The following is a 26,612-nucleotide window of genomic DNA, read 5'->3' as shown; positions in this document are numbered from 1 at the left end:
CGAAAAATAGATGAAAATCATTGTTAGTTATACACACATTTTTCACTGGACTTCATTCTAAAACAGGTATATCCTATAGGAGAAATTAAAAAACGGAATAAGGATCTTCGGGGTAGGGTGAGATTCCCAACCGGCGGTATGGCTCATGGAGCTAAGCCCGCGACTCTGTATCTGGCAACAGGATACGGACTGATTTGGTGAGATGCCAAAGCCGACGGTAAAGTCCGGATGGAAGAAGATCGAAATATCAACATGCCGCAAAGTGGATGAATGCTGCGTTATGGATTTTGCAGTTGCAGTAACTTCATTTAACTTGCATAAAGCGGCAAGTTTATTTGATCAACCCCCGTCTTGCATGGTCTTTCGCCATGGACGGGGGTTTTTGTGCCACCGGTCCTGTATTCGCAAGGAGCTAATTGAGTATGAGTCAATCTTCTACTGTACTAACATCCAAAGGTTTTGATCATAGCTCCCACATGAAAAGCGGTTTTTGGCTGGTCGCAATAGGAGCAGCCTTGTGGGGCGCTGATCCGCTGTTTCGTATTATTTTGCTAAAATCATTTACTTCAACACAAATTGTACTAATGGAGCATATGCTGCTTTTCCTCGCTCTGACACCGATGCTGTGGAAACATCGTGAGGAACTCAAAGCGGTACGGCTTCGTCAAGTTTTCGCTATTTTGTTCGTCTCGTGGGGCGGCTCGGCTCTGGCCAGCGTGATTTTTACCATGGCACTCAGCAATGGTGATTTGAATGCTGTACTCTTGCTCCAGAAGCTTCAACCACTGGTCGCTATTGTTCTAGCCCGTATTATTTTGAAGGAAATGTTGCCGCGTCATTTTGGATTATTAATTGTCGTCGCTCTGTTCGGGACGTATCTTCTGACCTTCGGTTGGTCGCTCCCCTTCGGGCATGTTCGTGATTTTGTCCAGGTCGGTAGTCTGCTTGCACTGGGTGCAGCAGTTCTGTGGGGCGGTTCGACAGTCATGGGAAGCTACTTGCTTCGTTCAATGAAATATGAAACGGTAACCTCCCTCCGCTTCATGGTGGCGCTCCCTCTGCTGATTGTCCTCACCTCTGTAGAGCATGCGCCATGGAATATGCCTGCCGGTACATGGGCAGGCGCAGCTGTGATTATCAACTTGCTATTGCAGGCATTGCTTCCGGGTCTTCTTAGCTTATTGCTGTATTACAAAGGCTTAAGTACGACCAAAGCGTCTTATGCTACGATGGCAGAATTGAGCTTTCCCATGGTGGGTGTCGTGATTAATTGGATCGCATTTCAGCAAATCGTTACGGTAGCGCAATTGACTGGTTTTATGCTCATCTGGATTACGCTCTTTATGATTTCACGTCAGCAAAAAAATTAACAGTTCAATGTCTCTTTCATGACTCACCCAAGCCAAATTGTGAAGATGCTTTTGCATCTCCGATTTGGCTTTTTTATGTATTCGTATCCATATAAAATATAGTTCTTTAGACCCGTCTTTTAAAAAAAGTGTCTAAAACATGCTACTATTCCTCGTTTCCCAATGATTACATCTATAAAATTCGTCGGTTTATGTCGAATAAAACAATGTAGTGATCATCAGACACAGAGGAGCAAGAACTATGACTAAAACAAAACAAACAGTTCCGTGGTGGAACAGGTTTCTCAAGCAGTTTTATTTAATGAGGACAAGATTAATAATATCTTTTTTAGCTGTGTTATTGATTCCGAGCGTACTTATCGGGTACTTTTCTTATCAGGGGGCTACGACACAACTCAGTCAGCAAATGGGCAGTTCCGTATACACGAATCTGTATCTGATCCGAAGCAATGTCAATCAGTATGTAGCGCCCATTATGAAAGATCTGGACGTGCTTACCACTGAAATCAATTCTGATTCCATCGGTACCAACCAAGAAGCCCTTCAGAAAAAGTTAGCTGTTATCGTCAAGGCTCACCCCGAGCTAGATGCAGCGCTTCTCGGCAATGAGAAGGGGCAATACATACGTTCGCCGAAAAAACAGGAGTCCGATTATGATCCCAGGGAGAGAAAATGGTACAAAAACGCGATGCTGGAAAAGGGTAAAGTATTCGTCGGTGTTCCAGTTGCCAGCGTCACGACAGGGAATTTAGTCGTTAATATATCGGGAACGCTGGAGGACGGTGAAGGAGCTGTTGCCCTGGCTTTGAACCTGGACAAAATGAGTGAAAGTCTGCAGTCTGTTAAGATTGGTGAGCGCGGAGGACTCATTATTGTTGATTCTGAACATAAAGTTGTATCTGGGACTGGAACAGCTTTCAACAAGACAGGCAAAAAAGCGGCTGACGCCATAGAAGGACTTCCCGAAGTGGCGACAACCGTCGAAAATGATACTCCTTCCATGTCGCAAATTCAATTTATGAATCGAGATATGCTGGCCTTTACACTTAAGGACCCTCTCACCGGTTGGAGCATTGTCGCACTGTCGGATCTGGAGGATTATAGTGATGCAGCCCAACCAATTCTGAAACAAAGCCTGATTGTGATTGTTATTTCCATACTTGCCGCGGCGATCATCATTGTGCTTATGGTCCGCTCATTCTTAATTCCGCTGCGCAAGCTGCAAGCAGGAACACGCATCGTCCGTGACGGAAATCTGACCGAACGTGTTAATCTATCCAGCAAGGATGAGTTCGGCGAACTGGCACAGAATTTTGACCAGATGACGCATTCCTTGCATACGATGGTCTCAGAGGTCAACCAAACCTCCTCCCGACTTGCTTCCTCTTCCCTGATAATCAAGGAAAGCACAGAGCAAACGACGGAGTCCGTACAACATGTAGCGGAAACGGTTATGGAATCCGCGGAAAATGCAGCCACCAGCGCCGAGGCATCCGAGCAGACCGCTAATGCCGTTGAAGAAATGGCGAAGGGTGTCAGCACCATTGCCGAATCGGCAAGCTCCATCGTGGATTCAGCAGGACAAACCGAGCATGATGTGGCTCAAGGCAGTCAAATGATCAGTAGTGTACGGACCCAAATGGACCGTATTCTGGAGGCTGTCAGCCAAACGGCTAGCCTAATGGATGAGCTATCCCAGCTCTCAGACGATGCGAAGCAGATGAATACGGCTATTGCCGCCATTGCCAAGCAAACCAATTTGTTGTCTCTGAACGCGTCTATTGAAGCTTCCAGAGCTGGCGAAGCCGGGCGTGGATTTGCCGTAGTCGCTATAGAGGTACGCAAGCTGTCTGAGCAATCCAAGGAAAGCGCGGATTCCATCAGTCAGATTATTACTCAGATGCTCGATTTGATTCAACGCTCTACCGCTACCATGAACGGTAATGTTCGTAACCAGGTAGGTGAAGGTATGCGTATTAGCCAAGATGCAGAAGGTGCATTTACGAATATTGAGCGCTCTACTTCTCATATCGTGGAACAAATTCAAAGTGTGTCCGCTGCTGCTGAACAAATCTCAGCCAGTACAGAGGAAGTCTCCGCCACCGTTACCCATTTGGCAAGCCTGTCTCGCAATTCGGCGGACAGCTCGCAGACAACATCTGCTGCTGCTCAGGAACAAATGGCAGCTATGGAGGAAATCGCCTCTTCGTCACAGGAGTTGTCCAACATGGCGCAGGATTTGCAACAGCTGGTTAAGCGATTTAAGATTTAACTTACTACTAACAAAAGCCTTCGTCCGTATACAAATTACGGGCGAAGGCTTTTTACATTTGAGTTCTTGATATGCTCTCTCTCTTGTTACTTATAGGGTCATCTGACCGGTTAAATGACGGCGTCTATCTCCTTCGGGGTCGTGCTCCACCTTAATATTCTGATGGAAAATAGCTGTAGTCCGCTCTTCTCTGTCGTACATCGGCCAAGCCCCCTCGGACAGCACTGGTTTCCCATCACGTGCAAAAGCAACCCATGCCTGCTGCATATCTTGAGCCAGCTTCTGCATCGAAGGTTGAATCTCTAATCCAAGCTTATCTAGCAGCTCCAGATTATCGAAAACAAACGCAATCTCTGCACCGTGAACCGCTTGTTCAAAGGTAGGATGCCCGGGCAATGTCCAATCAAAACGATACATCCATACAGGCGCATGCGCCGACTGTGCAACAGCAAGAGCCAACGCAGGACGCCAAAAAAATAGATCGGTCAACATTTGCGCCTGTCCCTCAATCGTAACCGGAAATGGTTCTATCAGGTCGCCGATGTCTGACATGCCCGTCATCATTTCCAATGCCTGTCTCGCTGTTGACTTGTTCATTAGATGGGATTCTTTTCGGATGAAATAGGCCCCCTCATGCAAGTTCGTTCCAATCAAAACGGAAACTTGCTTTGCTGAACCTTGCGCGATTGCAGACAGGGGTACATCTGGCAAGGTCACACCGTCCACAACGGGTTGATAGATCATCGCCATCCCTGGTCCGATGACTTCATGCGTCTTCGCCATCGCTAGCATCAGCGCATCTGTCGGCAGGCTAAACAACCTCTCTGGATGCTGAGTGTCCACACCCAGCTGCTGTAGATACACAGCCGTCACTTGCTCGGCCTGTGAAGTTGGCAATACCTGCGACGCACCGCTCTGCAAAATCGCACGCTGGAACAGTCCTTCAGCTGCTGGCATCGCCAATAAAGCGGCAATACTCATCGCGCCTGCTGATTCACCGAACACCGTCACTTCGTCCGGATTGCCGCCAAAGGCAGAGATGTGATCCCTAACCCATTTCAGCGCAGCGATCTGATCCAGTAGTCCCGCATTAGAGGTCAGGCCATCTCCCTTTGGAGTCAGATGCAAAAACCCTAACGGCCCCAATCGATAATTGATCGTAACAACCACAACATCGCCATTCTTCGCCATGCGTTCCCCGTCATATAAAGGTATAATCCCGGACCCCGTGACAAAGGCACCGCCATGAATCCACACCATCACTGGACGTCCCTTCTCAGGAGCCTTCGAAGCAGGTGTCCAAACGTTCAGGTATAAGCAATCCTCTGACTGCTTAGGCGGTTCCACCAGATTTCCAGTCATACTTTCAGCGGATGGCATAGGTTGCGGACAGATTGGCCCAAAACTCGTCGCAGCCCGCACACCCTCCCAAGACTCCAAAGGCTGGGGCGCGTGAAAACGTAGTTTTCCAATAGGAGGCTGTGCATATGGGATACCTTTCCATACATGATATCCATTTCCTGATTCCCCACGCAATTGACCTAGACGAGTATGTACTATAATACTCTCCATCATGAAGCCCCCTTTATTTCGTATGTTCAACACATCGGTATAATATCAATCTTTACATATCTCTATTATACCCTTTGCACACGGCCAAACCAAAAAATACCGGAAGCACTTTTGCGCTCCGGCATTTTTATAAACAAGATAGGGAAATAGCGATTAATCCCGAACTTCTTCTTTTGGAATCAGCTTGTAAATTTCTTCGCTTTCCATAGAGTCAATTAGTCGGTCTAGCCACTTGTAATAAGCGACGGCCTGCTTCATTTTCAAACGATCTTGCTGAAGAATCGCCTTAAATTCCTCGTACTCTTCACCCTGATTCATCAATTTGTCCAGCTCATCAATGGCTTTGCGCAGTGCCAGTAAATTTGTTTCTACCGCTTTTCTCCATTTAATAGCGAAGAAGTCAGTAAATGTTTGATGCCAGTCATATTCAACTTCATACAAATCCTTGCGTGAGCCTTTGCTCCATACCTTATTTACCATTTTCAGGTCCAATAATGTGCGAACTCCTGTACTCATGCTCGTTTTGCTCATTTCCATTTCACGGCCCATCTCGTCCAGCGTCATTGGTTTATCCGCAAAAAAAAGCAAACCGTATAAATGCCCCGCAGACAAAGTAATCCCATACAGGTCCATGTTTTTACCTATAGCTTCTATGACACGTTTGCGAATTTTTTGCAGCGAAGCCTGCTGCTCATCACCTAACTGGTACAAGCTCATGCTTGCAACCTCCTAATTTTAGAGCATTTTGCACAACCTAGTATGAACGATTTACCCGTAAAAGATTAGCTTTGACGCAATATATGAAATTTTTCAACAATAAATGAAATGTTTCAAAAGCAAAGCTTCTGTCTATATTACAACAGCATGGGTCGTTCAAAATCATAATTCGCAAAATTGCTAATGATAGTAAAATTTTTAAATTATGGATATACATAAATCTTTTTCTTATGGTTATATTTCATTGTCTATTTTAAAAAAAGCACTATCGGTTGTAAAGTTCCGAATGTTTGAGCATTCTATAGAACGAAGGAGCATATCGAAGGAAACTTTGTACAGTTTTTTCTGTACGTACTTTATGAACAGTTTTTTTGTTTGAAATGTAAGCAATGCTTCTGTTACAATTAATTTTGTCATTAACCGTTCAGGATGTTCAGAATTATGATTTTTATACTCAATCCTTAATGCAACATGGGGTTAATACCAAGCAAAGTATAGAAAGAAGAGGTGTATGTATGACGATTTTGGAAGTCAAAAATGTCAGCAAACTCTTTGGTCCTCACGCAGAGCAAGGTGTTCCGCTCCTGGAGCAAGGCTGGGGCAAGGAAAAGTTGGCCAAAGAAAAACAGATTACTGTTGGTGTCAATAAGGCCAACATGGAAATTAAGCAAGGTGAAATTTTCGTAATTATGGGGCTATCGGGCAGTGGCAAGTCTACTTTAGTGCGAATGCTAAATCGCTTGATTGAGCCTACCTCCGGTGAAATTCTGGTCCACGGCAAAGATCTCCGTAAGATGAACAAAGAACAACTTCGCGAAGTTCGTCGTAAAACCATCAGCATGGTTTTTCAAAAATTCGCCCTGTTCCCACATCGGACTGTACTAGAAAATGTAGAATATGGTCTTGAAATTCAAAAGGTAGAAAAAGCACAGCGTCAGGAAAAGGCGCAACAAGCGCTGGAACTGGTTGGTCTTAAAAACTGGGGCGATAAAATGCCCGATGAATTAAGTGGCGGTATGCAACAGCGTGTCGGTCTGGCACGGGCGCTGGCTAATGACCCTGAAGTGCTCCTGATGGATGAAGCATTCAGTGCATTGGACCCTCTCATTCGCCGTGACATGCAGGATGAGCTGTTGGAGCTTCAAGATAAAATGAAGAAAACCATTGTGTTTATCACCCATGATCTGGATGAAGCGCTGCGGATTGGTGACCGGATTGCATTGATGCGAGACGGTGCGGTCGTACAAATCGGTACACCGGAAGAAATTATGATCCAACCGGCTAACTCTTATGTAGCCCGCTTCGTCGAGGATGTGGATCTGTCCAAGGTATTGACGGCTGCTCATGTCATGCTTCGTCCAGAAACCATCACCATGGATCGTGGTCCGCGTGTGGCTCTGGAATTGATGCGAGAGCGTGGGATTTCCAATTTGTTCGTCATTGACCGCACCAAAAAGCTACTGGGTGTTATTAACGCCGAGGATGCTGTTCATGCACTGCGCAATAATTTGAAAATTGAAGATATTTTGATCACGGACGGACCGCAGGTTGCTGCCGAGACAGTCATTAATGATTTATTTGAAATTACAAGCTCGTCCAAGGTGCCGCTGGCTGTGGTCGATGACAAGCAAAAGCTGCTGGGCGTTATCGTCCGTGGAGCATTGCTCGGCGCACTTGGTGGAGATGTTACCACTACGAAGGAGGTGAATGCCCATGATACCGAAACTGCCAATCGCTGAGTGGATTCAATCCATTGTAGACTGGATGGGTATTCATCTGGCTGGATTGTTTAATGTTATTTCTTCCATTATAGAAGCTGTAGTTGGCTTTTTCTCAGGCCTGTTCATGCTTCCGCACCCTCTGGTGTTCATCGTAATCATCGGGATTATCGCCTTTATGATCGGGCGGGTTCAGCTTACGCTATTTACTGTCATCGGCTTCCTGCTGATTGATAATCTTGGTTATTGGAGTGAAACAATGAATACGCTCGGACTGGTCATCACGTCTGCGCTCGTATCCATTGTTATCGGGATTCCCATCGGGATCTGGTGTGCATACAGTAAATCGGCATCACGCATTATCACGCCTTTACTTGATTTTATGCAGACGATGCCTGCGTTCGTGTACTTACTCCCAGCGGTTACCTTTTTCAGCCTGGGTGTTGTGCCGGGTGTTATCGCATCTGTTATCTTTGCTATCCCCCCAACCATTCGCATGACCAACTTGGGGATTATGCAAGTATCAGGTGAGCTGATCGAAGCATCAGACGCTTTTGGTTCAACATCTGCGCAAAAGCTGTTCAAAGTTCAGCTTCCACTTGCATTGCCTACCTTAATGGCTGGTATTAACCAGACGATTATGCTGTCACTGTCTATGGTTGTCATTGCTTCCATGATCGGTGCGGAAGGCATCGGTGCTGTTGTGTACCGTGCTGTGACACAGCTGCAAATCGGTAAAGGTTTTGAAGCCGGCTTAGCTGTTGTCGTTCTGGCTATTGTGCTTGACCGTTTTACGCAAAACCTGTTTAAACCTACGCAAAAAGGCAAAAGCCGCGTATCCAGCAAGCAAAAAGTATGGATTACTTCTGCAGTTACAGCTGTCATTCTGATCGCTGGTGCATCCCAATATTTTGTTGGAACGGATCATTCCGCATCTGGCAAAGGTAACGCTGCTGCCAACCCGGTTGGCGAAGAAGTCGGTTACAAAATTATCGGTATTGATGCCGGGGCAGGCATTATGAAATCGACTGCCAAAGCAATTCAAGACTACAATTTGTCTGATTGGAAGCTGGTTGAAGGTTCCGGTGCAGCTATGACGGCCACACTGGACAAAGCCATTAAAGCGAAAAAACCGATCATTATTACAGGTTGGACTCCACACTGGATGTTCAACAAGTATGATCTCAAATATTTGGAAGACCCTAAGAAGTCTTATGGTGAAGCCGAGGGGATTCATACGATTGCCCGTAAAGGCTTGCAGCAGGATGCTCCTATCGCTTATGAGTTTCTAAAACGTTTCAAATGGACACCAGAAGATATGGGTGAAATGATGGTCGCCATTCAAGCCGGAACCAGTCCTGAGCAAGCTGCCCAAGATTGGGCGGAGAAACATGCCGACAAGGTTCAGGAATGGACTCAAGGACTGCAACCTGTCAATGGTGACACCTTCAAGCTAAGTTATGTGGCTTGGGATTCTGAAATTGCCAGCACCAATTTGCTAAGTTATATTTTGGAGAACAAACTGGGTTACAAAGTAACCGCACTTCAAGTGGAAGCAGGTCCTATGTGGACGGGTGTCGCTAGTGGTGATGTAGATGCTTCACCGGCTGCATGGCTGCCGTTAACACATGCGGATTACTGGGCTAAATACAAGGATAAGCTCGACGACCTTGGGGCTAATATGAGCGGTGTTAAAACCGGATTGGTCGTTCCAGCTTACATGGATGTTAAATCGATTACTGATTTGCAGGATAACGGAGCCGAAGCGGCTCCGGCTTCCGCCACAACTGAGGACTTTGGCAAAGAGGTCGGCTACCGCATTGTCGGTGTCGCTCCCGGCGACGGACTAATGAAGCTGACCGCTAAAGCTATGAATGACTATGGCTTATCCGACTGGAAGCTGCTTGAAAGCTCTGGAGCTGCTGTGACCGCTACACTGGATAAAGCTATCAAAGCCAAGCAGCCTATCGTCGTAACAGGTTGGACTCCTCACTGGATGTTTAATAAATATGATTTGAAATACTTGAAAGATCCTAAAAAGGCGTACGGTGATAAGGAAGAAATTCATACAATCGCCCGCAAAGGCTTGAAGCAGGATGCTCCTGTGGCTAATGAATTTCTAAGCCGATTTAAGTGGACTGCTGAAGATATGGGTGAAGTGATGATCGCGATTCAGGACGGTACTGCCCCACAGCAGGCTGCCAAGAATTGGGCTGATAAACATCCTGACAAGGTTCAGGAATGGATCAAGGGTCTGCAGCCCGTCAACGGCGATCCTTTGAAGCTAAGCTACGCTGCTTGGGATTCTGAAATTGCCAGTACGAACGTATTGAAATATGTATTGGAACAAAAATTGGGCTATAAAGTAACAGCTCTGCAAGTGGAAATCGGCCCGATGTGGACTGGCGTGGCCGGCGGAAGTGTAGATGCTACCGCAGCCGCTTGGCTTCCATTGACGCATGCTGATTATTGGGCTCAATACAAGGATAAGGTGGATGACATCGGAACCAGCATGACTGGCGTTATGTCCGGGCTTGTCGTTCCATCCTATGTGCCGATTGATTCTATCGAGGATCTTAATCCGCCGCAATAATATTTTTTCCGCTTTTAAACCATAAACAAGTAAAGGCAGATCAGGGTTTACTCCTGATCTGCCTTTTTATGATATCCAATATTTAGAGTTGCTCTCAACCTTTTAGCGTGAATCCTTTTTGAGCGGACACATCGGCATGCTGCTCTGTCGTCTGGTGCTGTCTAAAGAATAACGGATAGATCGCGAAAGACACCAGCAGACTTACACAACCAATGACGCCTAGAGCAATCATATCTTTGAAAATGTATGTGATATCCAGTCCTTTGAGCGTGATGTTCCGTACAGCATCCAGGTAATACGTCAGTGGCAATATCTCAGCAAGCCCCCGCAAGAAGCCGGGCATTGCCTCTAATGGCCACGTATAGCCTGATAGCATAAAGGAAGGAACAGCAATCAGCATCAGAGTTTGGGTCGCATCTACTCTGGTTTTGGAAAAGAGACTGAACAGGAAGCCTAATCCGCACAAGGCAAAGTTAAAAACCAGCGACACTAAAATCAACGGCAGTACCTGTCCCCTAAACGGAATATCGAAGCATAAAGCGCTGATACTGAATACAGTCAGCACATTGAAAGCTCCCGCTGCATAATACGGTGCCAGTTTGGCAATAGCCAAACGCCAAGGGGTATTTCTCCATGCGCCAAATCTCCCCCAAGTCCCTGCTTCCTTATCACGCGTGCAGGACAACGCGATACCAAGCAGCAAACACTGCTGGAGAGCCGCAGAGATAACCCCTAGGGGCATGAAAAGCTTATAATCATATACCGGGTTAAATAGCACTCTGGATCGGAACGGGATGGTAGTCAGCGTCGAGGCGGCCTGATCGGCGTTCATTCCCTTTTGTTTCATGGAATTGACTGATACTCCGGCACTCACGCTACTAATAACCTGATTCGCAATCCGACTGGCACTATTGGAATACATCATATTACTGCCGTCAATCAGCGTGAGCACGGGTGGATTCTCCCCATGCTTAAGCCGAGTGGTAAAGTTGTCGGGAATGACGATTCCGACCTTAGCTTCTCCAGCCTCTACTTGACGGACTACATCATCCTGATTGTTTGCTTGCCGTGTAACGGCAAATGAATCGGTCGAATCAAACGCCTGAATGATCTGGCGACTGAGCTGCGAATTATCTCCGTCGTACACGGTGACAGGCATCTCGGTAATCCGCTGATGTGAATACAGGAAGCCGAATAGTATCGTATACACAATCGGCGTAATCAGCAGAATAGCCATAAAGCGGCGGTCCCGGAAGATGCTCAGCCATTCCTCGCGAAACACATCGCGGATACGAAGTCTTTCCTGTGAATCCTGCATATTACTGCGCCCCTTTGCCTGTAAACAGAACCGTGGAGCCTGTTGGAACCGATGCAGCAAGGTCTGGCAATGCTACTTTAACACCGAAGGAACGGACATCCTTGTCACCGGAGCTTTGGCTCGGTTTTTGAATGGCAAAGTCAGCAGCCGATTCTAACAGAATGACTTTACCCTTCAGCTCCTTACCGCCAGACAGCAATTTAATTTGGACGGTATCCCCTGCTTGAAGACCGTTCAGAGACGTTTCAGGTACATAGAATTTAGCCCAACGTTGTGTCAAAGTTTCAATGGTATAGACCGGGAACCCTGCGCTAGCCATTTCACCTAAGCTAAGCGACTTGGATTTTACGATTCCATCCTCGGACGCACGCAGCGTAGTGTAGCTCAAATAGGTCTGAGCCTCTTGAAGTGCGGCTTCCGCTTGGGCTACCTGAGCATTGGCACCTGCAACCGCAGATTGAGCCTGCTCAACTGTGGATTGCGCCGCCTTCACCGCAGATTGCGCTTGTTCTACCGAAGCCTGAGCGGCTTTGACATCTTCCTGTTGCAGAGCAACTTTGCCCGCTCCTGCCTGTGCTTCCTTCACCGCAGCCAAGGCTTGACGGTATTGAGCTTCAGCCGCCGTAATTTCCTCCTTGCGGCTTCCCTCCCGTGCCATATCCAATTTTTGCGACTCTGCATTATACTTGGCCACTGCCTGTTGATGTTCCAATGTCGCTTGATCCAAAGATGCCTGGGTTGCTGCACCGGCTTCTTGAAGCTTTTTGGCACGCTCCAGATTTTTAACGGTCAGGTCCAGCGTTTCCTTGGCTACCTTCACAGATACTTGCAATTGCTCAAGCTCCTGTGGTCTTGCCCCGCTCTTGAGGGCATCCAGTTTTGCCTTGGCGGCGTTCGCAGCCGCTTTGGCCTGTTCAATCTGGCTGGAGGAAGCCTCTGCGGTCACACTGACCGATGTCGTGCCTTGGCTTTTCTTGGCCTGAGCAGCACTCACAGTAGCCTGTGCCTGGCCTACGCCTGCTTGAGCCTGCAACACTCCAGCTTTTGCTTTGGATACATTACTCTTGGCTGCCAGCAATGCCGCCTGTGCCTGCTTCACCTTATCTTCCAACTCGCGACTTTCCAGATGGGCTAACACCTGCCCTTTTTTAACCTGATCGCCTTCTTTGACGAGCATCTGGTCAATCCGTCCTGCCATTTTAAAGCTGGCATTGAGGGTATCCGACTCCACATAAGCCGTAGGAATGGAAGAAGACTGATCCGCAGACAAGCTGCTTCCACCCCGTGGAAGAGCAGTTAAGGCATATATCCCAACCGCGATTAAAATAATAAGTACGACATAAATCGTATACTTTTTAGCTTTCATGTTTTCATCACTCCATCTGTATATTAATGTTGCATGCCCAATGCATTACACACAAAAACTTCAATACTTTCACGAACCTCTTGCAGATTCATCGTTTCGCCCCAAACCATTGACCTCATCGGTGCAAAAATGTAAATCCCAAATAAGCAATTGGCTGTTGTTTTGGCATCCAGCTTACTTGAAATTTTCCCATGAAACTTGCCGGAATCGATCTCTGCCTCCATAAAATCAAAATAGTCAGCCAGCACCTGCCTAATATTAAAATGCTGCTCTTGCGAAACCCAGCCCTTACTGACCAATAGACGGCAAAAGTCCGGTTCTCTCACAATAAACTCAATATGTACTTGGATTAGCTTGCGAATCCTAAGCTCCACCTGATCTTTAGGAGTATGAGCCATTGCTTCATGGATATCCCGGACAAAACGCTCCATCCCCATCTTCAAAATGTAAATGTACAATTCTTGCTTGTTTTTAAAATTGTAATACAGGGTTCCTTTGGCTATGCCACAAACTTTGGCAATTTCCTCCATATTTGTTTCATTAAATCCTCGTTCAGAAAAAGCTTTGAGTGCGCCGTTAAAAATAATTTCCTTTGTCTGCTGTTTCATGCTTCCTCCTTTTTTGAACTGACCGTCCAGTACAAAAATTATGTATTTATTATAAGCCCATTTTTAGTTATCCAGCAATAGGAAAAATGAAAATATTTCATTTTAGACAATTCGTCTAAACGCTTATTCTAAAAGTGAAAATGCAAAAACGGATCGAATAAGTGAGGGGGTCACTCATTCGATCCGCTATGTCATAAAATCGGATGATAAGGAGGCGCATTCTACGGATTATCATCTGATTTTAAGGGAAGGCCGACTATTTTTTCACGGTTTGATTATATTGCGCAATTTTGCCTGTGATTTCTTGGGTAGCTTGATCCAATGCCTGTTTGGGCTGTTGCTGGCCACTCAGCACAGCCTCGATTGCACCTTCGACGATTTGACGCGCTTCTGGGAATACGCCCATCACTGCGCCCTGTGTAGCGGTGGATTGTGCCGATGCATGCAATTGGTCAACCGCCGTCTGGAATTGCGGATATTTTACCATATTGTCTTTAAGTACCTTTTCGTCATAGGCCGCTTTCGTGATCGGGAAGTACCCGGTATTTACACTCCATTGTGCCTGTACAGCTGGGGAAGCGACGAATTTAATGAACTCCCATGCTGCCTTCTGCTGGGCTTCGGGCTTGTTGTTCATGATGTACAAGCTTGCGCCGCCTACAACCACGCCGCCTTCTTTTGCTTCATTCGCTCTTGGAAGGAATCCTGTGCCTACTTCAAATTTATCGCCAACCTGCTCCACAATATTACGCAGCGAAGCGGTGGAATCCAGCGTCATTGCAATTTGCCCTGCGGAAAAAGCCTTTGCCGTATCGTCCGAGTTGCGTCCCAGATTGGATACAACCTTTTCATCGATCATTTTCTTCCACCACGTTAGGGTTTTTACACCTGCATCCGAATTCAGCATGGATTCCGTTGCCGCTTGATCACGACCATTGCCATTATTCACATAATCTGCGTTCTGATTGGCAAACAGTTGTTCCATAAACCAGCCGTAGATGGCAATGGAAGCACCGGATTTACCATCCTTGCTCAAGGCTTTAGCAGCCTTTTCGAACTCATCATACGTTTTCGGAGGATTAGCTGGATCAAGTCCTGCGGCTTTGAATGCATCCTTGTTGTAATATAAAATCGGGTTTGACGTATTGAACGGCATGGCGTTCAGTTTACCATCAATCGTATAGTATCGTGTAATATTCGGCTCTAGCTGTGACAGATCGAACTTGTCTGCATCAATAAATTGTTGTACGGGTGTGATCATTTTGGAGTCGATCATGAATTTACTACCGATTTCATATACCTGAATGATGTCCGGTCCGCTGTCGGAACCAAGCGACGCTTTCAGCTTGTTCAAGCTATCATCATATTTGCCTTGATATACTGGCTCTACCTGAATGTCCTTATGACTAGCGTTAAAGTCAGCAGCGATCTGCTTGATTGCTTTTTCACCGTTACCGGACATCGAATGCCACCAAGTCAGCTTCACTGGAGAAGCCGCTGCTGCCCCATCACTACCATTACTCGGCTTCTCTGCAGCAGTATTATTGCTACAACCTGCTGCAACCACCATGGCAGTCAGAATAAGCAGGGTCAATGCACTTTTCAGACGAAAAAATCTCATAATCTCTCTTCTCTCCCTTTGATTAAATGATTCTTGAATTGGCATTCTCTTGCGATATTCTTGTGTGTTGAAGCTCTGTATATGGGCTGCTTGCGCAGGTGTTGCTTTCTTTTGACATATGTGGTCAGCCTTTAAGTGCACCCGCCGCCATTCCACGAACCAACTGTTTTAGTCCAAAGATCAGCAGGAGCAGAGACGGTAAAATGACAAGAGCCGTACCCGCAAATACCAGATTCCATGAAGTCGATTCCTGAAATTCGAGCATGGATATGCCGATCTGTACCGTGCGCATATTCTCGCTATTGGTGATTAGTAAAGGCCAGAGGTACGAATTGTACATATTCAGGAACGAATACACAGCCAGTGTTCCGAGCGCAGGGCGCGATAACGGAAGCACATGGAACAGAAAGTAACGGATATGTCCGCACCCATCCATACGAGCCGCCTCGAACAGTTCCTTGGGAAGCTGGAGAAAAAATTGCCTTAACAGGAATGTCCCGAATGCCGTCGCCAGAAAAGGAACCGTCAACCCTTGATATGTATCAAGCCAATTCCAGCTCCGTACCGTCAGGTAGTTTGGAATAATGGTCACTTCCCAAGGGATCATCATTGTCGCAACAAACATGCTGAAAATGAAGTTTTTTCCCTTGAATTCCATTTTGGCAAAGGCATAGGCCGCCAAGCTCGCTGTAATCAGTTGCCCAATCATTGTAAGACCCGAAATGAGAAATGTATTTCCAATAAAGGCTGCAATCGGAACGATTTCAAACACTTCAGTAAAATTGGCCATATGAAAAGAATGCGGGAAAAAGCTTGGTGGGTAAGCGCTCGCTTCCTCGGGAGACATGACTGCCATAAAAAACGTATATATAACCGGATACAAAATGAGAGCAGCTGCAATCGTAAGCAGCACATACAGCAATGTAGAATTCAGGTGTCGTTTCATTGGTAATGCACCTTTCTTTCCACCCATTTGAACTGAATCATCGTGAGCAGCAGAATGACAGCAAACAAGACAATGGCCTGCGCGCTCCCCGTTCCGAACCGGAAATTAACGAAAGCTTCCTGATAGATGGAATATACGAATACATTTGTACTGTTCACCGGACCGCCTTTGGTCAAAATGTTAATTTGAGCAAAAGACTGGAAGGCTCCAATGATAGAAACTACGGTTACAAAAAAGATCGTCGGTGATAACAGTGGCATGGAGATACGCCAGAACGTGACGAGCGGGCCAGCTCCGTCCATTTTGGCACTTTCATACATATCATCTGGAATCCCTTGAAGTCCGCTCGATAAGATAATGTAATTGAAGCCTAGATTCATCCAGATGGTCATTATGGCTACTGAAAACAGCGCCCAATCGGGGCTGGTCAGCCACGGAACCGGATGGATATGTAGCAGGGAAAGCACATAGTTGAACATCCCCAGTGTTGGATGAAAAAGAAATTTCCAAATGACCGCAGATGAACCGACCGACAACACCATCGGCAGCGAAAAGGCAAACTGGAAGATACGCATTCCCCGCAATTTACTGTGTGTAAGTGCAGCCAGTACCAGCGCCAATAAAATACCTACTGGTACGGTTAACAGTGCAAACAGGAGTGTCACCTTAATCCCTTGCAGAAACAGTCCCGAGCTGAAAAGTGTAGTGAAATTATCTAATCCTACATATGCTGCAACGTTTCCTGCGGGATCTGTAGAATGCAAGCTGAGATAAACGGACTTGATCATCGGATAAAACATAAATACAGCAAACAAAATAAGCGATGGAGCCAAAAAGGTATACGCCAGCGCGTTTTCGCGCAGTCTTTGAATTTTTAGCGAACCCGTGCGTATGCGGGCTTTAGACGAAGTCTGTTGCTGACTCCTCGTCCCCAGTCCCATAGATTTGTTAAGCTCACCCAAAACGGAGCGCCCCTTTCTTTTCAAACCAACCTCAGTAAGTGTATCGTTTTGATGTAAAGGGAACGTCAAGTGGGCTGGAGTAAAATGTTAATGTTTTTTCTTATTGTAAAAGCAACTCTCTATAGGTATGAGCACAAGGACGGTTATAACCCTGTTGAGCTAGCGTTCGATCCAAATACAATCTGTCTAGTTAAAAAGACAAAAAAACCTCCAATTCCGTAAGGAGCCTGCCATTGGCCCATTACGAAGTTGGAGGTTTTAGTTATCTCTATACAATCTCCACTCGGCAGGTGGGTGAACACCTCGTTCACACCCTGATTAATCAGCGTGATGTTCCCTCTAGAATCCGACAAATAGATCTAATCTTGAGTGATTTTAAATGATGAATCTTAGAAACGGGGAATGGTATGCGCTCTTTCTTGGCAAGCTAATGTGAGAATACGTAAGAACGGAGAAGAAGCCTGATGAAATATAACCGTTTGCTGTGCGCTGGAATCGCTGTTTCTTTACTGTGTATCAGCTCTTGTCCCACTCCATCTACCAATGCACAAGCCCCATCTTATGCCTCCCCTACTCCTACAAAGGGAAGAGCCTATTATGAAGAACGCGGCGACATTGTATGGGAAGTTCCTACCCATCGCAAGTTGATTGCCCTCACATTCGATGACGGACCGGATGGACGCAATACGCCTGCCATTTTGGATTTGCTTAAAGAATACGATGCTAAAGCGACCTTTTTTGTCGTCGGCAGTCGTGTAGAAAAGCTGCCTCACCTTGTCAAGCGGGAACGAGAAGAAGGGCATGAAGTTGGCAACCATACCTTCCTTCACTCATCCTTTCAGTATATTTCTCGCAACAAAGCTCTGTCCGAATTGGATCAAGCTCAGGCGAGCATCGTACAGGCAACTGGTGCGGGGACCCATCTTTTTAGGCCGCCCGGCGGCTCCTATACCGATTCGCTGGTCAAGCTCTCCAAGGAGAAAGGGCTGAAAATTATTTTATGGTCCTGGCATCAGGACACCTTAGATTGGCGAAAACCCGGTGTACATCGTATCGCTAATAAGGTCCTTCGCAACGTCCGTAACGGCGACATTGTCCTCATGCACGATTATGTACATCAAAGTACGCAAACCGTTGAAGCCTTGAAAATTATTCTACCCGAGCTCAAGAAAAGAGGTTATACCTTCGTTACGGTATCTGAATTACTCTCTAATCGGGAAAAACCGGATGGGCTGATTGAAGTGAATAAGTGAAAGGAAGAATTAAACTCCGTCAATTATTTCTTGACGGAGTTTTATATAGCGTTGCAGTATGAGACTCTTGGCATTTGGTTTTGAAAAGGAACTCATCCCCCAAAATATAAAAAGCCGCGATTTACGCGGCAATTAATAAGATCATTGCTATACTTCAGTCCAATGTTTTGGAGGCAAGCCATTGCATCATCGTTGTTTTCTTTCCGTTAATCACCTTCGATACTTCGTTGTTATATACGTAAATCCAAGACCAATGGCCGTTGTATTCATACGGTGTTTGGTCGCTCTTCTTGTACAAACCAGAGGTATCCACTACGTTATCAAATAACGACATATGAACATCCTTTGCTCCAGCATTCACTAAACGGTTGTAAGTCGGAACCGTATAATCGTTGGGCGGAACCACAGTGTCGGTTTTGGCAGCCACAAACCAGATCGGCAGGTTCTTCATTTCGTTAATCTGTTCATCGGTTATAAGACTATCCTTCAAGGCTTCACATGCAACCACAGCTGCTGCAAAATAATCTTTATAGTCACGGATCATCAGCATAGTCATGTAACCACCGTTGGAGTCTCCACCAATGTAGATTCGATCTGTATCAATGTCTTTGTTTTGGGCCACGTAATCCTTAATTAAAGACATCAATGCTTGCTCATACTTGGAGGTTCCGTCCCCAAAGCTTGTAAAGCCATCCATCCAGTAGGTTGGGGTCTGAGGTGCCAACACATAAGCCCCGCCAAAATAGGATTGGATATCCTTAGAGGCAAAATTTGCTGCTTTATTTCCGGCAATCGGAATCGTTGGATCGGTACCTCCCTCACCCATACCATGCAGCCAGATCACCAAAGGGTTTTTCACTTTGTCTTTTGCCGGTGCATAGTCTGCGTAGGTTAAAGTAACTCCATCAAAAGTAGATTTACCGGTCGCAAATTGATCAACCAACTTCCGTATCTGTCCTGCGGAAGTATCAATCTTCAAATCGGAAATCGTTCCGGATTTGGTTTTAATAGTTTTTTGCTGCGTGATCGTGTATTTGTTATCATTCCATGCATTAAACCCGGATCCTGCCGCATCATAATGAATAGCGGAGCTTAGTGTTAATGTCGGACCGATTTCCATTTCCAATACAACATAGCTTCCGGTTTTATTTACAGGATTGCCACTTTTGTCCGATACATAGGCCTTGGTGACTTTCCGGTTGCCATTTTCAATAAAGGGATTTAACAACCGATTGTCGCTTCTTCCCACATGCACCTTAAATGTATCCTTAGTTATCGCATCTTTAGGGACTGGCTTACCCAGGTTAACAATGATCTTCGTAATGGCTGCTCCCCAATCCTTAACTTCCGCAACCGTCCGGTATGAGGTGGGCTGTATCTTTACATCCTTGGCCCATGCACCGGAGCTGAAAACAAGAGTCGTACCGATAGCTAAAGTGAGTAACATAGTTGTCTTAGCAGCCTTTTGAAACCGTTTAAACATGATGTCTTACCTCCCAGATCCATTAATAGAACGCTTACATTGTTTATTTTAATAATCTTTTTAATTTGCATCCTGTCTTTTATTAGCCTAATTCAGGTCAATTACTGACTCCTTGCTCCAGAATACCTCTTGTTCTCTTTTCGATATTGATGCGGTGTTGCCTGGAAAACCTTCTTAAATACCCTGGCAAAAGACTTTTCGTTCGGAAAACCGTGCTCCAACGCAATTTGTATGATGGAATGATCCGTATTCATAAGAACACGATAAGATCTCTCCAGACGGATGGCATTGATATATTGAAATAGGGTCATCCCTACATGCTTCACAAAAAAACGGGACAAATATTCGGGAGATAGTCCAAAAACCTGGGCTATGGAATCCAGGGATAAGCTTTGATCGTAATTCTCTTTGATATAATTGGTTATCAGCGTCAGCCGCTCCAAATATTTATCGGAGTTAAAGCCGCGGATAGATTCATTATTCATTTTAAAATGCATTAATAACAGATACACCAGTTTATAAGATAGTGATGTTAAATGGATATGTGCTAAAGAGTCATTATGCTGATTGAGATAAGCCACAAATAAGGTGTTTAGCAAATCACGCAGCTCCGCAAAATGCTGTAATCTCTGCTCGTTAGTTTCGAAAATGGATATACAGTCAAATGAAATGGGGTTACTGCCGTTGACATTTGCTCTAATAAATTCAGAAGGAATCAGAACGGTTATGGCCTCTCTTCCTTTTCCCTTAGCCACAGAAAAGGAATGAATAGCATTCGAATTAATGAGCACAATATCTCCTTCTTTGGAGCTATAACTCGCACCATCAATATAGATATGGTCAATTCTTCCTGAAAGTACATAGGATATTTCGATGCTATCGTGCCAATGCCCAGGTATGTATGCTGGTTCATTGGAGGAATGAACTATAATTTTTAACGGAAAATGATGGTCTGCCTGGACCAGCTCATATTTGTATTCCAAGTTTATCGCTCCTCTCAGATGTGACCTCATAAATAGAAGAAAATGGCTTCAGCAGAGTGCCGAAACCACTTGTATTTAACCTCCCTCTCTCTATAAACAAAAAAACCTAAGTATAACAAAATACATAAGATCCTTGGATCTTAACATTTTGTTCCTTAGGTTTTGCCTGCGTAACAGTAACAATCCTAGTGCTATTCATTTAATTAAGCTAAGTATATAGTGGGTTGAAACACATGTCAACGCTTTCATTTTAGAGCGTAATGAAGTGAAAAAACTTGATTAATTTTCGCCTATAAACGTTTTGAACTTAACTCTTATTTTATAACATGGTTTGTTCCCTGTTCAGAAAATTTCATTTGCCTATATTCATTCATATTCCCGAGATTGTGATTTTTTATGTGATTTTTTGTGATTCAAATAACGAAATATTCATCACATATCGGCCTCATCAACAATTTCCTTCTATTGTATATTGAGGCATAGGAAGTAGCAATGATATTTCTGAAATTTAATATTCTCTAAAATACCTCTTCCTAAACAGCTGGCATTTTAACGATCACATATCATAATTGTGGCTTGGTAACTTGGAAAAATGTACTGAAATTAATTTATTGACATGAAACCAGTTACATATTTTAATCTTGTTTTGTAGCGAGAGATCATAGATAAGCATGTGACCAACTCGTTTTGAATTTTTTTAAAGACATTTTAAATGTCCATTATAAAGTATTTAAAAAAAGAGTTTTATGAATTTCACAGGAGGCGAATTTGATGGGAATATTAGGTGGATATATTGACCACGTGCGTTTTGATGGGTTCGTATTTTATCATTAGCGCAATTGTATATTCGCAAAAGTTCAAATTCTGGTGGAGAACATGCAAGTGAAATACGTCGATCATTGCAATCAGAAGGATAAACAAGACCAACAAAAAACAGGAGGGTAATAAGTATGATTAAACTTGTAGTCACTGATCTAGACGGAACATTTCTGAACAATAAAAGTTTGTACGATGTCGAACTTTTCAAAAAAGTTTATGCAGAGATGCAGCAAAAAGAAGTCACATTTGTCGCATGTACAGGTAAACAATGTGAACGTGTTGAAAAATTGTTTGACGAACATGGCAAAGGAGTTTGGATATTGGGTGACAGTGCTGCTCGAATTAAAAAAGATGGCCAAGTAGTTAAAGAGTTTAGTATTGATCGAGATCTAGCTCTACAGGCGATTGATCAAATTCAAGACTTCGACAACAATATGACACTTATTGTATGTGCAAGTGATGCTGCGTACGTTCATTCTTCCATTTCAGAAGATATGTATAACGTTGTTAAAGGCTCCTATGAACGTGTATTAAAAACAGACTCCTTTGCAAACATAGATAGCTGTTTTATCAAAATTACGGTCTTCGACACGGAGGGACGAAGTACAGCATTAAGAGCGCATGTTGAGAATACGTTGGGTGGACAAATTTATATTGTTGATTCAGAAGCTAGATGGCTGGATATCACGGCATTGCATACGCATAAAGGTGAGACAGTAAAGAAACTGCAAGAAATGTTGGGCGTCACATACGAGGAAACAATGTCATTTGGTGACGGCGAGAATGATGTGGAACTCATGGCAATTGCGAAATACAGTTTTGCAGTGAGTAATGCTTGTGAAAATACTAAAAAGGCAGCAAACTTCATTACTAAGTCAAACGAAGAAAATGGTGTTCTTCTCACGATTCAAAAAATACTGGATTTGCAGTGATCCTTTCCTTGTCTGTCAACTGGTATTGCATTATGTAAAAGAGGGGGCAATGGTGTGATTGCCCCGCTCATGAAAATGATCAGCATATCGTATCAAATTAATAGCAATGCATTATTAGCGAAGCAAAACGTCAATTTACAGTTAATAAGTATTTAGAAATATTCGTTGAATATAGCATCCTTCATCTTGAACAAGCTGATGACATTGAAATCTTTCACTTGCTTGCCTTTTCAGGGATACGATCTGTGGAACTCTGTGCTTTAAAAGATATGGACTTTAACTTTGAATTAAATGAGTTACGAATAACCAAGACACTTTACAATCCTGATAATATGCGTAAATACATTCTAACTCCACCCAAATCTACAGGATCTATTGGTAAATTTAATATAATTGATAACGTTATGAATTTGCTCCAAAGACACATTGTTAAACAACAAGCTTTCAGACTTGAATGCAAGAAATTATTTGATGATTATCATGAAAACAACTTTGTTTTTGCCCACAAGAACGGCACTCATTCAAAAAAATATATTAATCCGTATGGAACGTATTCTCAAGAAAACCTCAATTAAAAAGAAAGCTACTCCTCACATTTTTCGGCACACTCACATATCGATGCTGACTGAAGCTGAAGTTGATATCAAAACAATCATGAAGCGAGTTGGTCATGATGACGCAAAAACGACATTGAAAGTCTATACACACGTTACGGAGAAAATGAAGAAAAATGCCAATGCGAAGATTAAAAATCACTTCTCAGACATCCTTCAAATCTGACTCGTTGCAGAGAATGTGATTTTTATGTGATTTTTATGTGATTTTATAGAAAAGGGCTCCCTCTCGGGAGCCCTTTAAATAGCGGTATTACAGGGTTTTGAGGCCCTAATTACATCATGCCGCCCATTCCACCCATGCCGCCCATGTCAGGCATTGCAGCCTTTTCTGGTTCTGGCTTGTCAGCGATAACCGCTTCAGTAGTCAGGAACATTGCCGCTACGGAAGCAGCGTTTTGCAATGCATAACGAGTTACTTTCGCAGGGTCAACGATACCAGCGTCGATCATGTTTACCCAGTCGCCAGTAGCTGCGTTAAAGCCTACGCCAACTTCTTCGCGTTTCAGACGCTCAACGATTACAGAGCCTTCTTCACCTGCGTTAGCAGCAATGGTGCGGATTGGAGCTTCCAGAGCGCGCAACACGATGTTCACGCCTGTTTGCTCGTCGCCTTGCAGTTCAACAGCTGCAACTGCTTTGTATACGTTCAGGAGCGCTACACCACCACCGGATACGATACCTTCTTCAACCGCAGCACGGGTTGCGTTCAGAGCATCTTCGATGCGCAGTTTGCGTTCTTTCAATTCTGTTTCAGTAGCCGCACCGACTTTGATGACTGCTACGCCGCCGGACAATTTAGCCAGACGCTCTTGCAGTTTCTCTTTGTCGAACTCGGAAGTGGTTTCTTCCAGTTGCGTACGGATTTGGCTAACACGAGCGTCGATGTCGGCTTTGTTTCCAGCACCGTCAACCACAATCGTATTTTCTTTTGTGATACGCACTTGACGTGCTGTACCCAGTTGGTCTACGGAAGCTGTTTTCAGGTCCAGACCCAGTTCTTCCGTGATCACTTGACCGCCTGTCAGGGCAGCGATATCTTGCAACATTGCTTTACGACGGTCACCAAAGCCTGGAGCTTTAACAGCTACAGCGTTGAATGTACCACGCAGTTTGTTAACAACGAGCATAGCCAGCGCTTCGCCTTCGATGTCTTCAGCGATCAGAACGAGTGGCTTGCCTTGTTGTACGATTTTTTCAAGCAATGGCAGGATTTCTTGTGTGTTTGTGATTTTTTTGTCTGTGATCAGGATATACGGATTGTCCAGTACAGCTTCCATTTTGTCCGTATCTGTAATCATGTACGGGGAAATGTAGCCACGGTCAAATTGCATACCTTCAACCACTTCCAGCTCTGTTGCAAACCCGCGGGATTCTTCAACCGTGATTACACCGTCTTTGCCCACTTTTTCCATAGCTTCAGCGATCAGTTCGCCTACTTCGTCATCAGCAGCGGAAATACCAGCTACTTGAGCAATGGATTGTTTGCTTTCGATTGGTTTGGAGATGGCTTGCAGTTCAGCAACAGCCGCTTTAACCGCTTTGTCGATCCCTTTACGGATACCGATTGGGCTTGCGCCAGCAGTTACGTTTTTCAGGCCTTCTGTGATGAGGGCTTGAGCCAAAACAGTAGCAGTAGTCGTACCATCACCAGCTACATCGTTCGTTTTGGTCGCTACTTCTTTAACCAGTTGAGCGCCCATGTTTTCGAACGCGTCTTCCAGCTCGATTTCTTTTGCAATCGTTACACCGTCATTAGTGATGAGCGGGCTACCGAATTTTTTCTCCAGTACAACGTTACGGCCTTTCGGTCCGAGTGTTACTTTAACAGCGTTAGCCAATGCGTCAACCCCGCGCAGCATAGAGCGACGAGCGTCTTCACTGAATTTAATATCTTTAGCCATTTGTGATAAACCTCCCTATGGATTATGAATGATTTGTTTCAATTCCTATATTCAGGTCTTGTCCGGGTTCCGGTTAACCGATGATCGCGTGAATATCGCTTTCTTTCATAATCAAATATTCTTTACCTTCATATTTGATTTCCGTTCCAGCGTATTTAGAGAAAATGACACGGTCGCCTTCTTTTACTTCCAGAGGAATACGGGCACCGTCTTTCAATGCGCCTGCGCCAACCGCGATAATTTTGCCTTCTTGCGGCTTTTCCTTGGCAGAGTCAGGAAGTACGATCCCGAAGGAAGTCGTTGTCTCTTGCTCAATTGCTTCCACCAATACGCGTTCACCCAAAGGTTTGATCATGAAAAAATAGCCTCCTTATTAAGTGTTTTATCCTGTAATTTGGTTGTTATGTTGTATGTATTAGCACTCGACAGTCGTCAGTGCTAACAACCAACTTTATGATACTCAACTTGGGATTGAATTTCAAGTCCCTAATGTATTTTTTATGGGAATTTTTATGGACAGCCCTTCCCGATTATATCCATCTATCTGAAAAATAACCGTTAACTCAAGGCTAATGGTTATTTTTCAGGGGACTAAGCCGCTACTGTTCATGCTCTGTACATAGTCATGATATACAAATGCTATTCATCATCTGCAAGTTGCCATGAAGCGCGACCCGAATAAATTATTTACTGAGCCATTCAAGTCCTGCCTTATTATTCTGAAGCTACACGCAATTGAGCCTCACGTTCCTCCTGTGCACGCAGTTGCTTGCGGTACACGACCGAAGACAAGTACACGCTCACTTCATATAACACCAGCAACGGAATCGCCACCAAAAAATCGGAAATAAAATCCGGCGGGGTAATGACAACCGCGACAAACACCAGCAGAAAATAAGAAATCTTCCGCCATTTGCGAAGCCGCATTGGTGTTAAAACATGAATCCCCGTCAGAAACATGATAAGCAGGGGGAGCTCAAACAGTAGCGCTACAGGCAGTACAATATTAAACATAAAGGTGAAATATTGTGCGATCCCGTACGTTTCCTGTAATCCCATACTTTTGGTGACAGACGATGTAAACTGAATCGCCATCGGGAAAATAATGAAATAAGCAAAAGCTGTCCCAATGATGAATAAAAGCAGCACATAAGGCACATACCGCAAAGTCGCACTTCGTTCTTGCGGCCTTAATCCCGGGCTGACAAATTTCCACAGTTGGTAGCATGCAAACGGTAGCGCCACCGCAATCCCGATGATCATGGCAATCTTCATGTAGATACCAATCCCGTCCCAAAAGGAAAACGCGTTTAACTGAAAAGCTTGCGCCGAACCGGAGCGAATAAGCCAGTCATAGACAGAACCCGCCGCGAACAGACCACCAGCCAGTGCCAATACAAATACAATTAGCACATAAATTATTCTGCGGCGAAGCTCACCCAGATGTTCCATTAACGGCATTTCATGCTCTGATGGGGTCAAATCCACTCCTCCTTTCTGAACGGAACGCAGCAGCGCCTCCTAAAAAATAAAGCCCTTCACTGAAGAAGAGGCTTTTGTT

At 44.8% G+C, this 26,612-nt stretch carries 20 protein-coding genes and 1 riboswitch; of the genes, 7 read left to right on the top strand and 13 right to left on the bottom strand.

All coding sequences use genetic code 11. From position 1 onward, the window contains the following. The first annotated feature begins 99 nt into the window (after nt 1-99). Nucleotides 100-244, top strand: a riboswitch (FMN riboswitch). A gap of 178 nt (nt 245-422) precedes the next feature. Continuing rightward, the gene (locus MKY98_RS06650; protein WP_039269607.1) at nt 423-1,370 is read left to right on the top strand and encodes a DMT family transporter; all 948 of its coding nucleotides are present in this window, start codon (nt 423-425) and stop codon (nt 1,368-1,370) included. Nucleotides 1,371-1,611: 241 nt separating this feature from the next. Beyond that, complete coding sequence (locus MKY98_RS06645) at nt 1,612-3,642, top strand: methyl-accepting chemotaxis protein (RefSeq protein ID WP_069011121.1); 2,031 nt, start codon at nt 1,612-1,614, stop codon at nt 3,640-3,642. Between the two features lie 90 nt (nt 3,643-3,732). Here MKY98_RS06645 and MKY98_RS06640 read toward each other — a convergent pair whose 3' ends face one another. Both MKY98_RS06640 and MKY98_RS06635 read right to left on the bottom strand, forming a co-directional pair. Further along, a complete protein-coding gene (locus MKY98_RS06640) occupies nt 3,733-5,214 on the bottom strand; it encodes a carboxylesterase/lipase family protein (protein ID WP_069011120.1) in 1,482 nt (493 codons plus the stop codon). A 153-nt stretch (nt 5,215-5,367) separates the two neighbouring features. Further along, the gene (locus MKY98_RS06635) at nt 5,368-5,931 is read right to left on the bottom strand and encodes a GbsR/MarR family transcriptional regulator (protein ID WP_069011119.1); all 564 of its coding nucleotides are present in this window, start codon (nt 5,929-5,931) and stop codon (nt 5,368-5,370) included. Nucleotides 5,932-6,446: 515 nt separating this feature from the next. Between MKY98_RS06635 and MKY98_RS06630 the strand changes: the two genes are divergently transcribed. Both MKY98_RS06630 and MKY98_RS06625 read left to right on the top strand, forming a co-directional pair. Continuing rightward, nucleotides 6,447-7,670: a quaternary amine ABC transporter ATP-binding protein gene (locus MKY98_RS06630; RefSeq protein ID WP_029516322.1), complete on the top strand. Its 1,224-nt coding sequence runs from the start codon at nt 6,447-6,449 to the stop codon at nt 7,668-7,670. After that, nucleotides 7,645-10,242 carry a glycine betaine ABC transporter substrate-binding protein gene (locus MKY98_RS06625; protein WP_069011118.1) on the top strand — a complete coding sequence of 866 codons (2,598 nt, stop codon included), beginning with the start codon at nt 7,645-7,647 and terminating at the stop codon, nt 10,240-10,242. Before MKY98_RS06630 ends, MKY98_RS06625 begins: the two co-directional genes overlap by 26 nt. A 94-nt stretch (nt 10,243-10,336) precedes the next feature. Here the strand turns inward: MKY98_RS06625 and MKY98_RS06620 are convergent, their stop codons facing one another. The 6 genes from MKY98_RS06620 to MKY98_RS06595 all read right to left on the bottom strand — a co-directional run bounded on the left by MKY98_RS06620 (nt 10,337) and on the right by MKY98_RS06595 (nt 17,063). Further along, the gene (locus MKY98_RS06620; RefSeq protein WP_069011117.1) at nt 10,337-11,560 is read right to left on the bottom strand and encodes an ABC transporter permease; all 1,224 of its coding nucleotides are present in this window, start codon (nt 11,558-11,560) and stop codon (nt 10,337-10,339) included. Between the two features lies 1 nt (nt 11,561). Next, the gene (locus tag MKY98_RS06615; RefSeq protein WP_069011116.1) at nt 11,562-12,926 is read right to left on the bottom strand and encodes an HlyD family secretion protein; all 1,365 of its coding nucleotides are present in this window, start codon (nt 12,924-12,926) and stop codon (nt 11,562-11,564) included. A gap of 23 nt (nt 12,927-12,949) precedes the next feature. Beyond that, nucleotides 12,950-13,534, bottom strand: coding sequence for a TetR/AcrR family transcriptional regulator (locus MKY98_RS06610; protein ID WP_069011115.1), 585 nt, complete (start codon nt 13,532-13,534; stop codon nt 12,950-12,952). 256 nt (nt 13,535-13,790) lie between these two features. After that, on the bottom strand, nt 13,791-15,155 hold the full coding sequence (locus MKY98_RS06605) for an ABC transporter substrate-binding protein (RefSeq protein ID WP_069011114.1): 1,365 nt from the start codon (nt 15,153-15,155) through the stop codon (nt 13,791-13,793). 124 nt (nt 15,156-15,279) lie between these two features. Next, nucleotides 15,280-16,101 (bottom strand): carbohydrate ABC transporter permease, encoded by an 822-nt coding sequence (locus tag MKY98_RS06600; protein ID WP_029516315.1) that lies wholly within the window; start codon nt 16,099-16,101, stop codon nt 15,280-15,282. Next, nucleotides 16,098-17,063 (bottom strand): carbohydrate ABC transporter permease, encoded by a 966-nt coding sequence (locus tag MKY98_RS06595; RefSeq protein ID WP_069011113.1) that lies wholly within the window; start codon nt 17,061-17,063, stop codon nt 16,098-16,100. Before MKY98_RS06595 ends, MKY98_RS06600 begins: the two co-directional genes overlap by 4 nt. A 464-nt stretch (nt 17,064-17,527) precedes the next feature. On the opposite strand from MKY98_RS06595, the gene MKY98_RS06590 reads away from it, so the two are divergent. Further along, nucleotides 17,528-18,316, top strand: coding sequence for a polysaccharide deacetylase family protein (locus MKY98_RS06590; RefSeq protein WP_069011112.1), 789 nt, complete (start codon nt 17,528-17,530; stop codon nt 18,314-18,316). Between the two features lie 154 nt (nt 18,317-18,470). Here the strand turns inward: MKY98_RS06590 and MKY98_RS06585 are convergent, their stop codons facing one another. Both MKY98_RS06585 and MKY98_RS06580 read right to left on the bottom strand, forming a co-directional pair. Beyond that, nucleotides 18,471-19,799 carry a prolyl oligopeptidase family serine peptidase gene (locus tag MKY98_RS06585; RefSeq protein ID WP_069011111.1) on the bottom strand — a complete coding sequence of 443 codons (1,329 nt, stop codon included), beginning with the start codon at nt 19,797-19,799 and terminating at the stop codon, nt 18,471-18,473. A 101-nt stretch (nt 19,800-19,900) separates the two neighbouring features. After that, nucleotides 19,901-20,782, bottom strand: a complete 882-nt coding sequence (locus tag MKY98_RS06580) for an AraC family transcriptional regulator (protein ID WP_069011110.1) — start codon at nt 20,780-20,782, stop codon at nt 19,901-19,903. 950 nt (nt 20,783-21,732) lie between these two features. On the opposite strand from MKY98_RS06580, the gene MKY98_RS06575 reads away from it, so the two are divergent. Both MKY98_RS06575 and MKY98_RS06570 read left to right on the top strand, forming a co-directional pair. Beyond that, a complete protein-coding gene (locus MKY98_RS06575) occupies nt 21,733-22,533 on the top strand; it encodes a Cof-type HAD-IIB family hydrolase (protein WP_029516304.1) in 801 nt (266 codons plus the stop codon). Nucleotides 22,534-23,004: 471 nt separating this feature from the next. Further along, nucleotides 23,005-23,313 carry a tyrosine-type recombinase/integrase gene (locus MKY98_RS06570; protein WP_029516300.1) on the top strand — a complete coding sequence of 103 codons (309 nt, stop codon included), beginning with the start codon at nt 23,005-23,007 and terminating at the stop codon, nt 23,311-23,313. 109 nt (nt 23,314-23,422) lie between these two features. Here the strand turns inward: MKY98_RS06570 and groL are convergent, their stop codons facing one another. The 3 genes from groL to tatC all read right to left on the bottom strand — a co-directional run bounded on the left by groL (nt 23,423) and on the right by tatC (nt 26,533). Continuing rightward, nucleotides 23,423-25,051, bottom strand: a complete 1,629-nt coding sequence (gene groL, locus MKY98_RS06565; protein WP_013309215.1) for a chaperonin GroEL — start codon at nt 25,049-25,051, stop codon at nt 23,423-23,425. 73 nt (nt 25,052-25,124) lie between these two features. Further along, nucleotides 25,125-25,406, bottom strand: coding sequence for a co-chaperone GroES (gene groES, locus MKY98_RS06560; protein WP_007429271.1), 282 nt, complete (start codon nt 25,404-25,406; stop codon nt 25,125-25,127). 359 nt (nt 25,407-25,765) lie between these two features. Beyond that, on the bottom strand, nt 25,766-26,533 hold the full coding sequence (gene tatC / locus MKY98_RS06555) for a twin-arginine translocase subunit TatC (protein WP_069011109.1): 768 nt from the start codon (nt 26,531-26,533) through the stop codon (nt 25,766-25,768). Between the last annotated feature and the right edge of the window lie 79 nt (nt 26,534-26,612).

This window comes from Paenibacillus sp. FSL M8-0228 (assembly GCF_038007385.1).
GTDB classification, from domain to species: domain Bacteria; phylum Bacillota; class Bacilli; order Paenibacillales; family Paenibacillaceae; genus Paenibacillus; species Paenibacillus polymyxa_D.
This window is presented reverse-complemented; position numbering and strand designations above follow the sequence as displayed.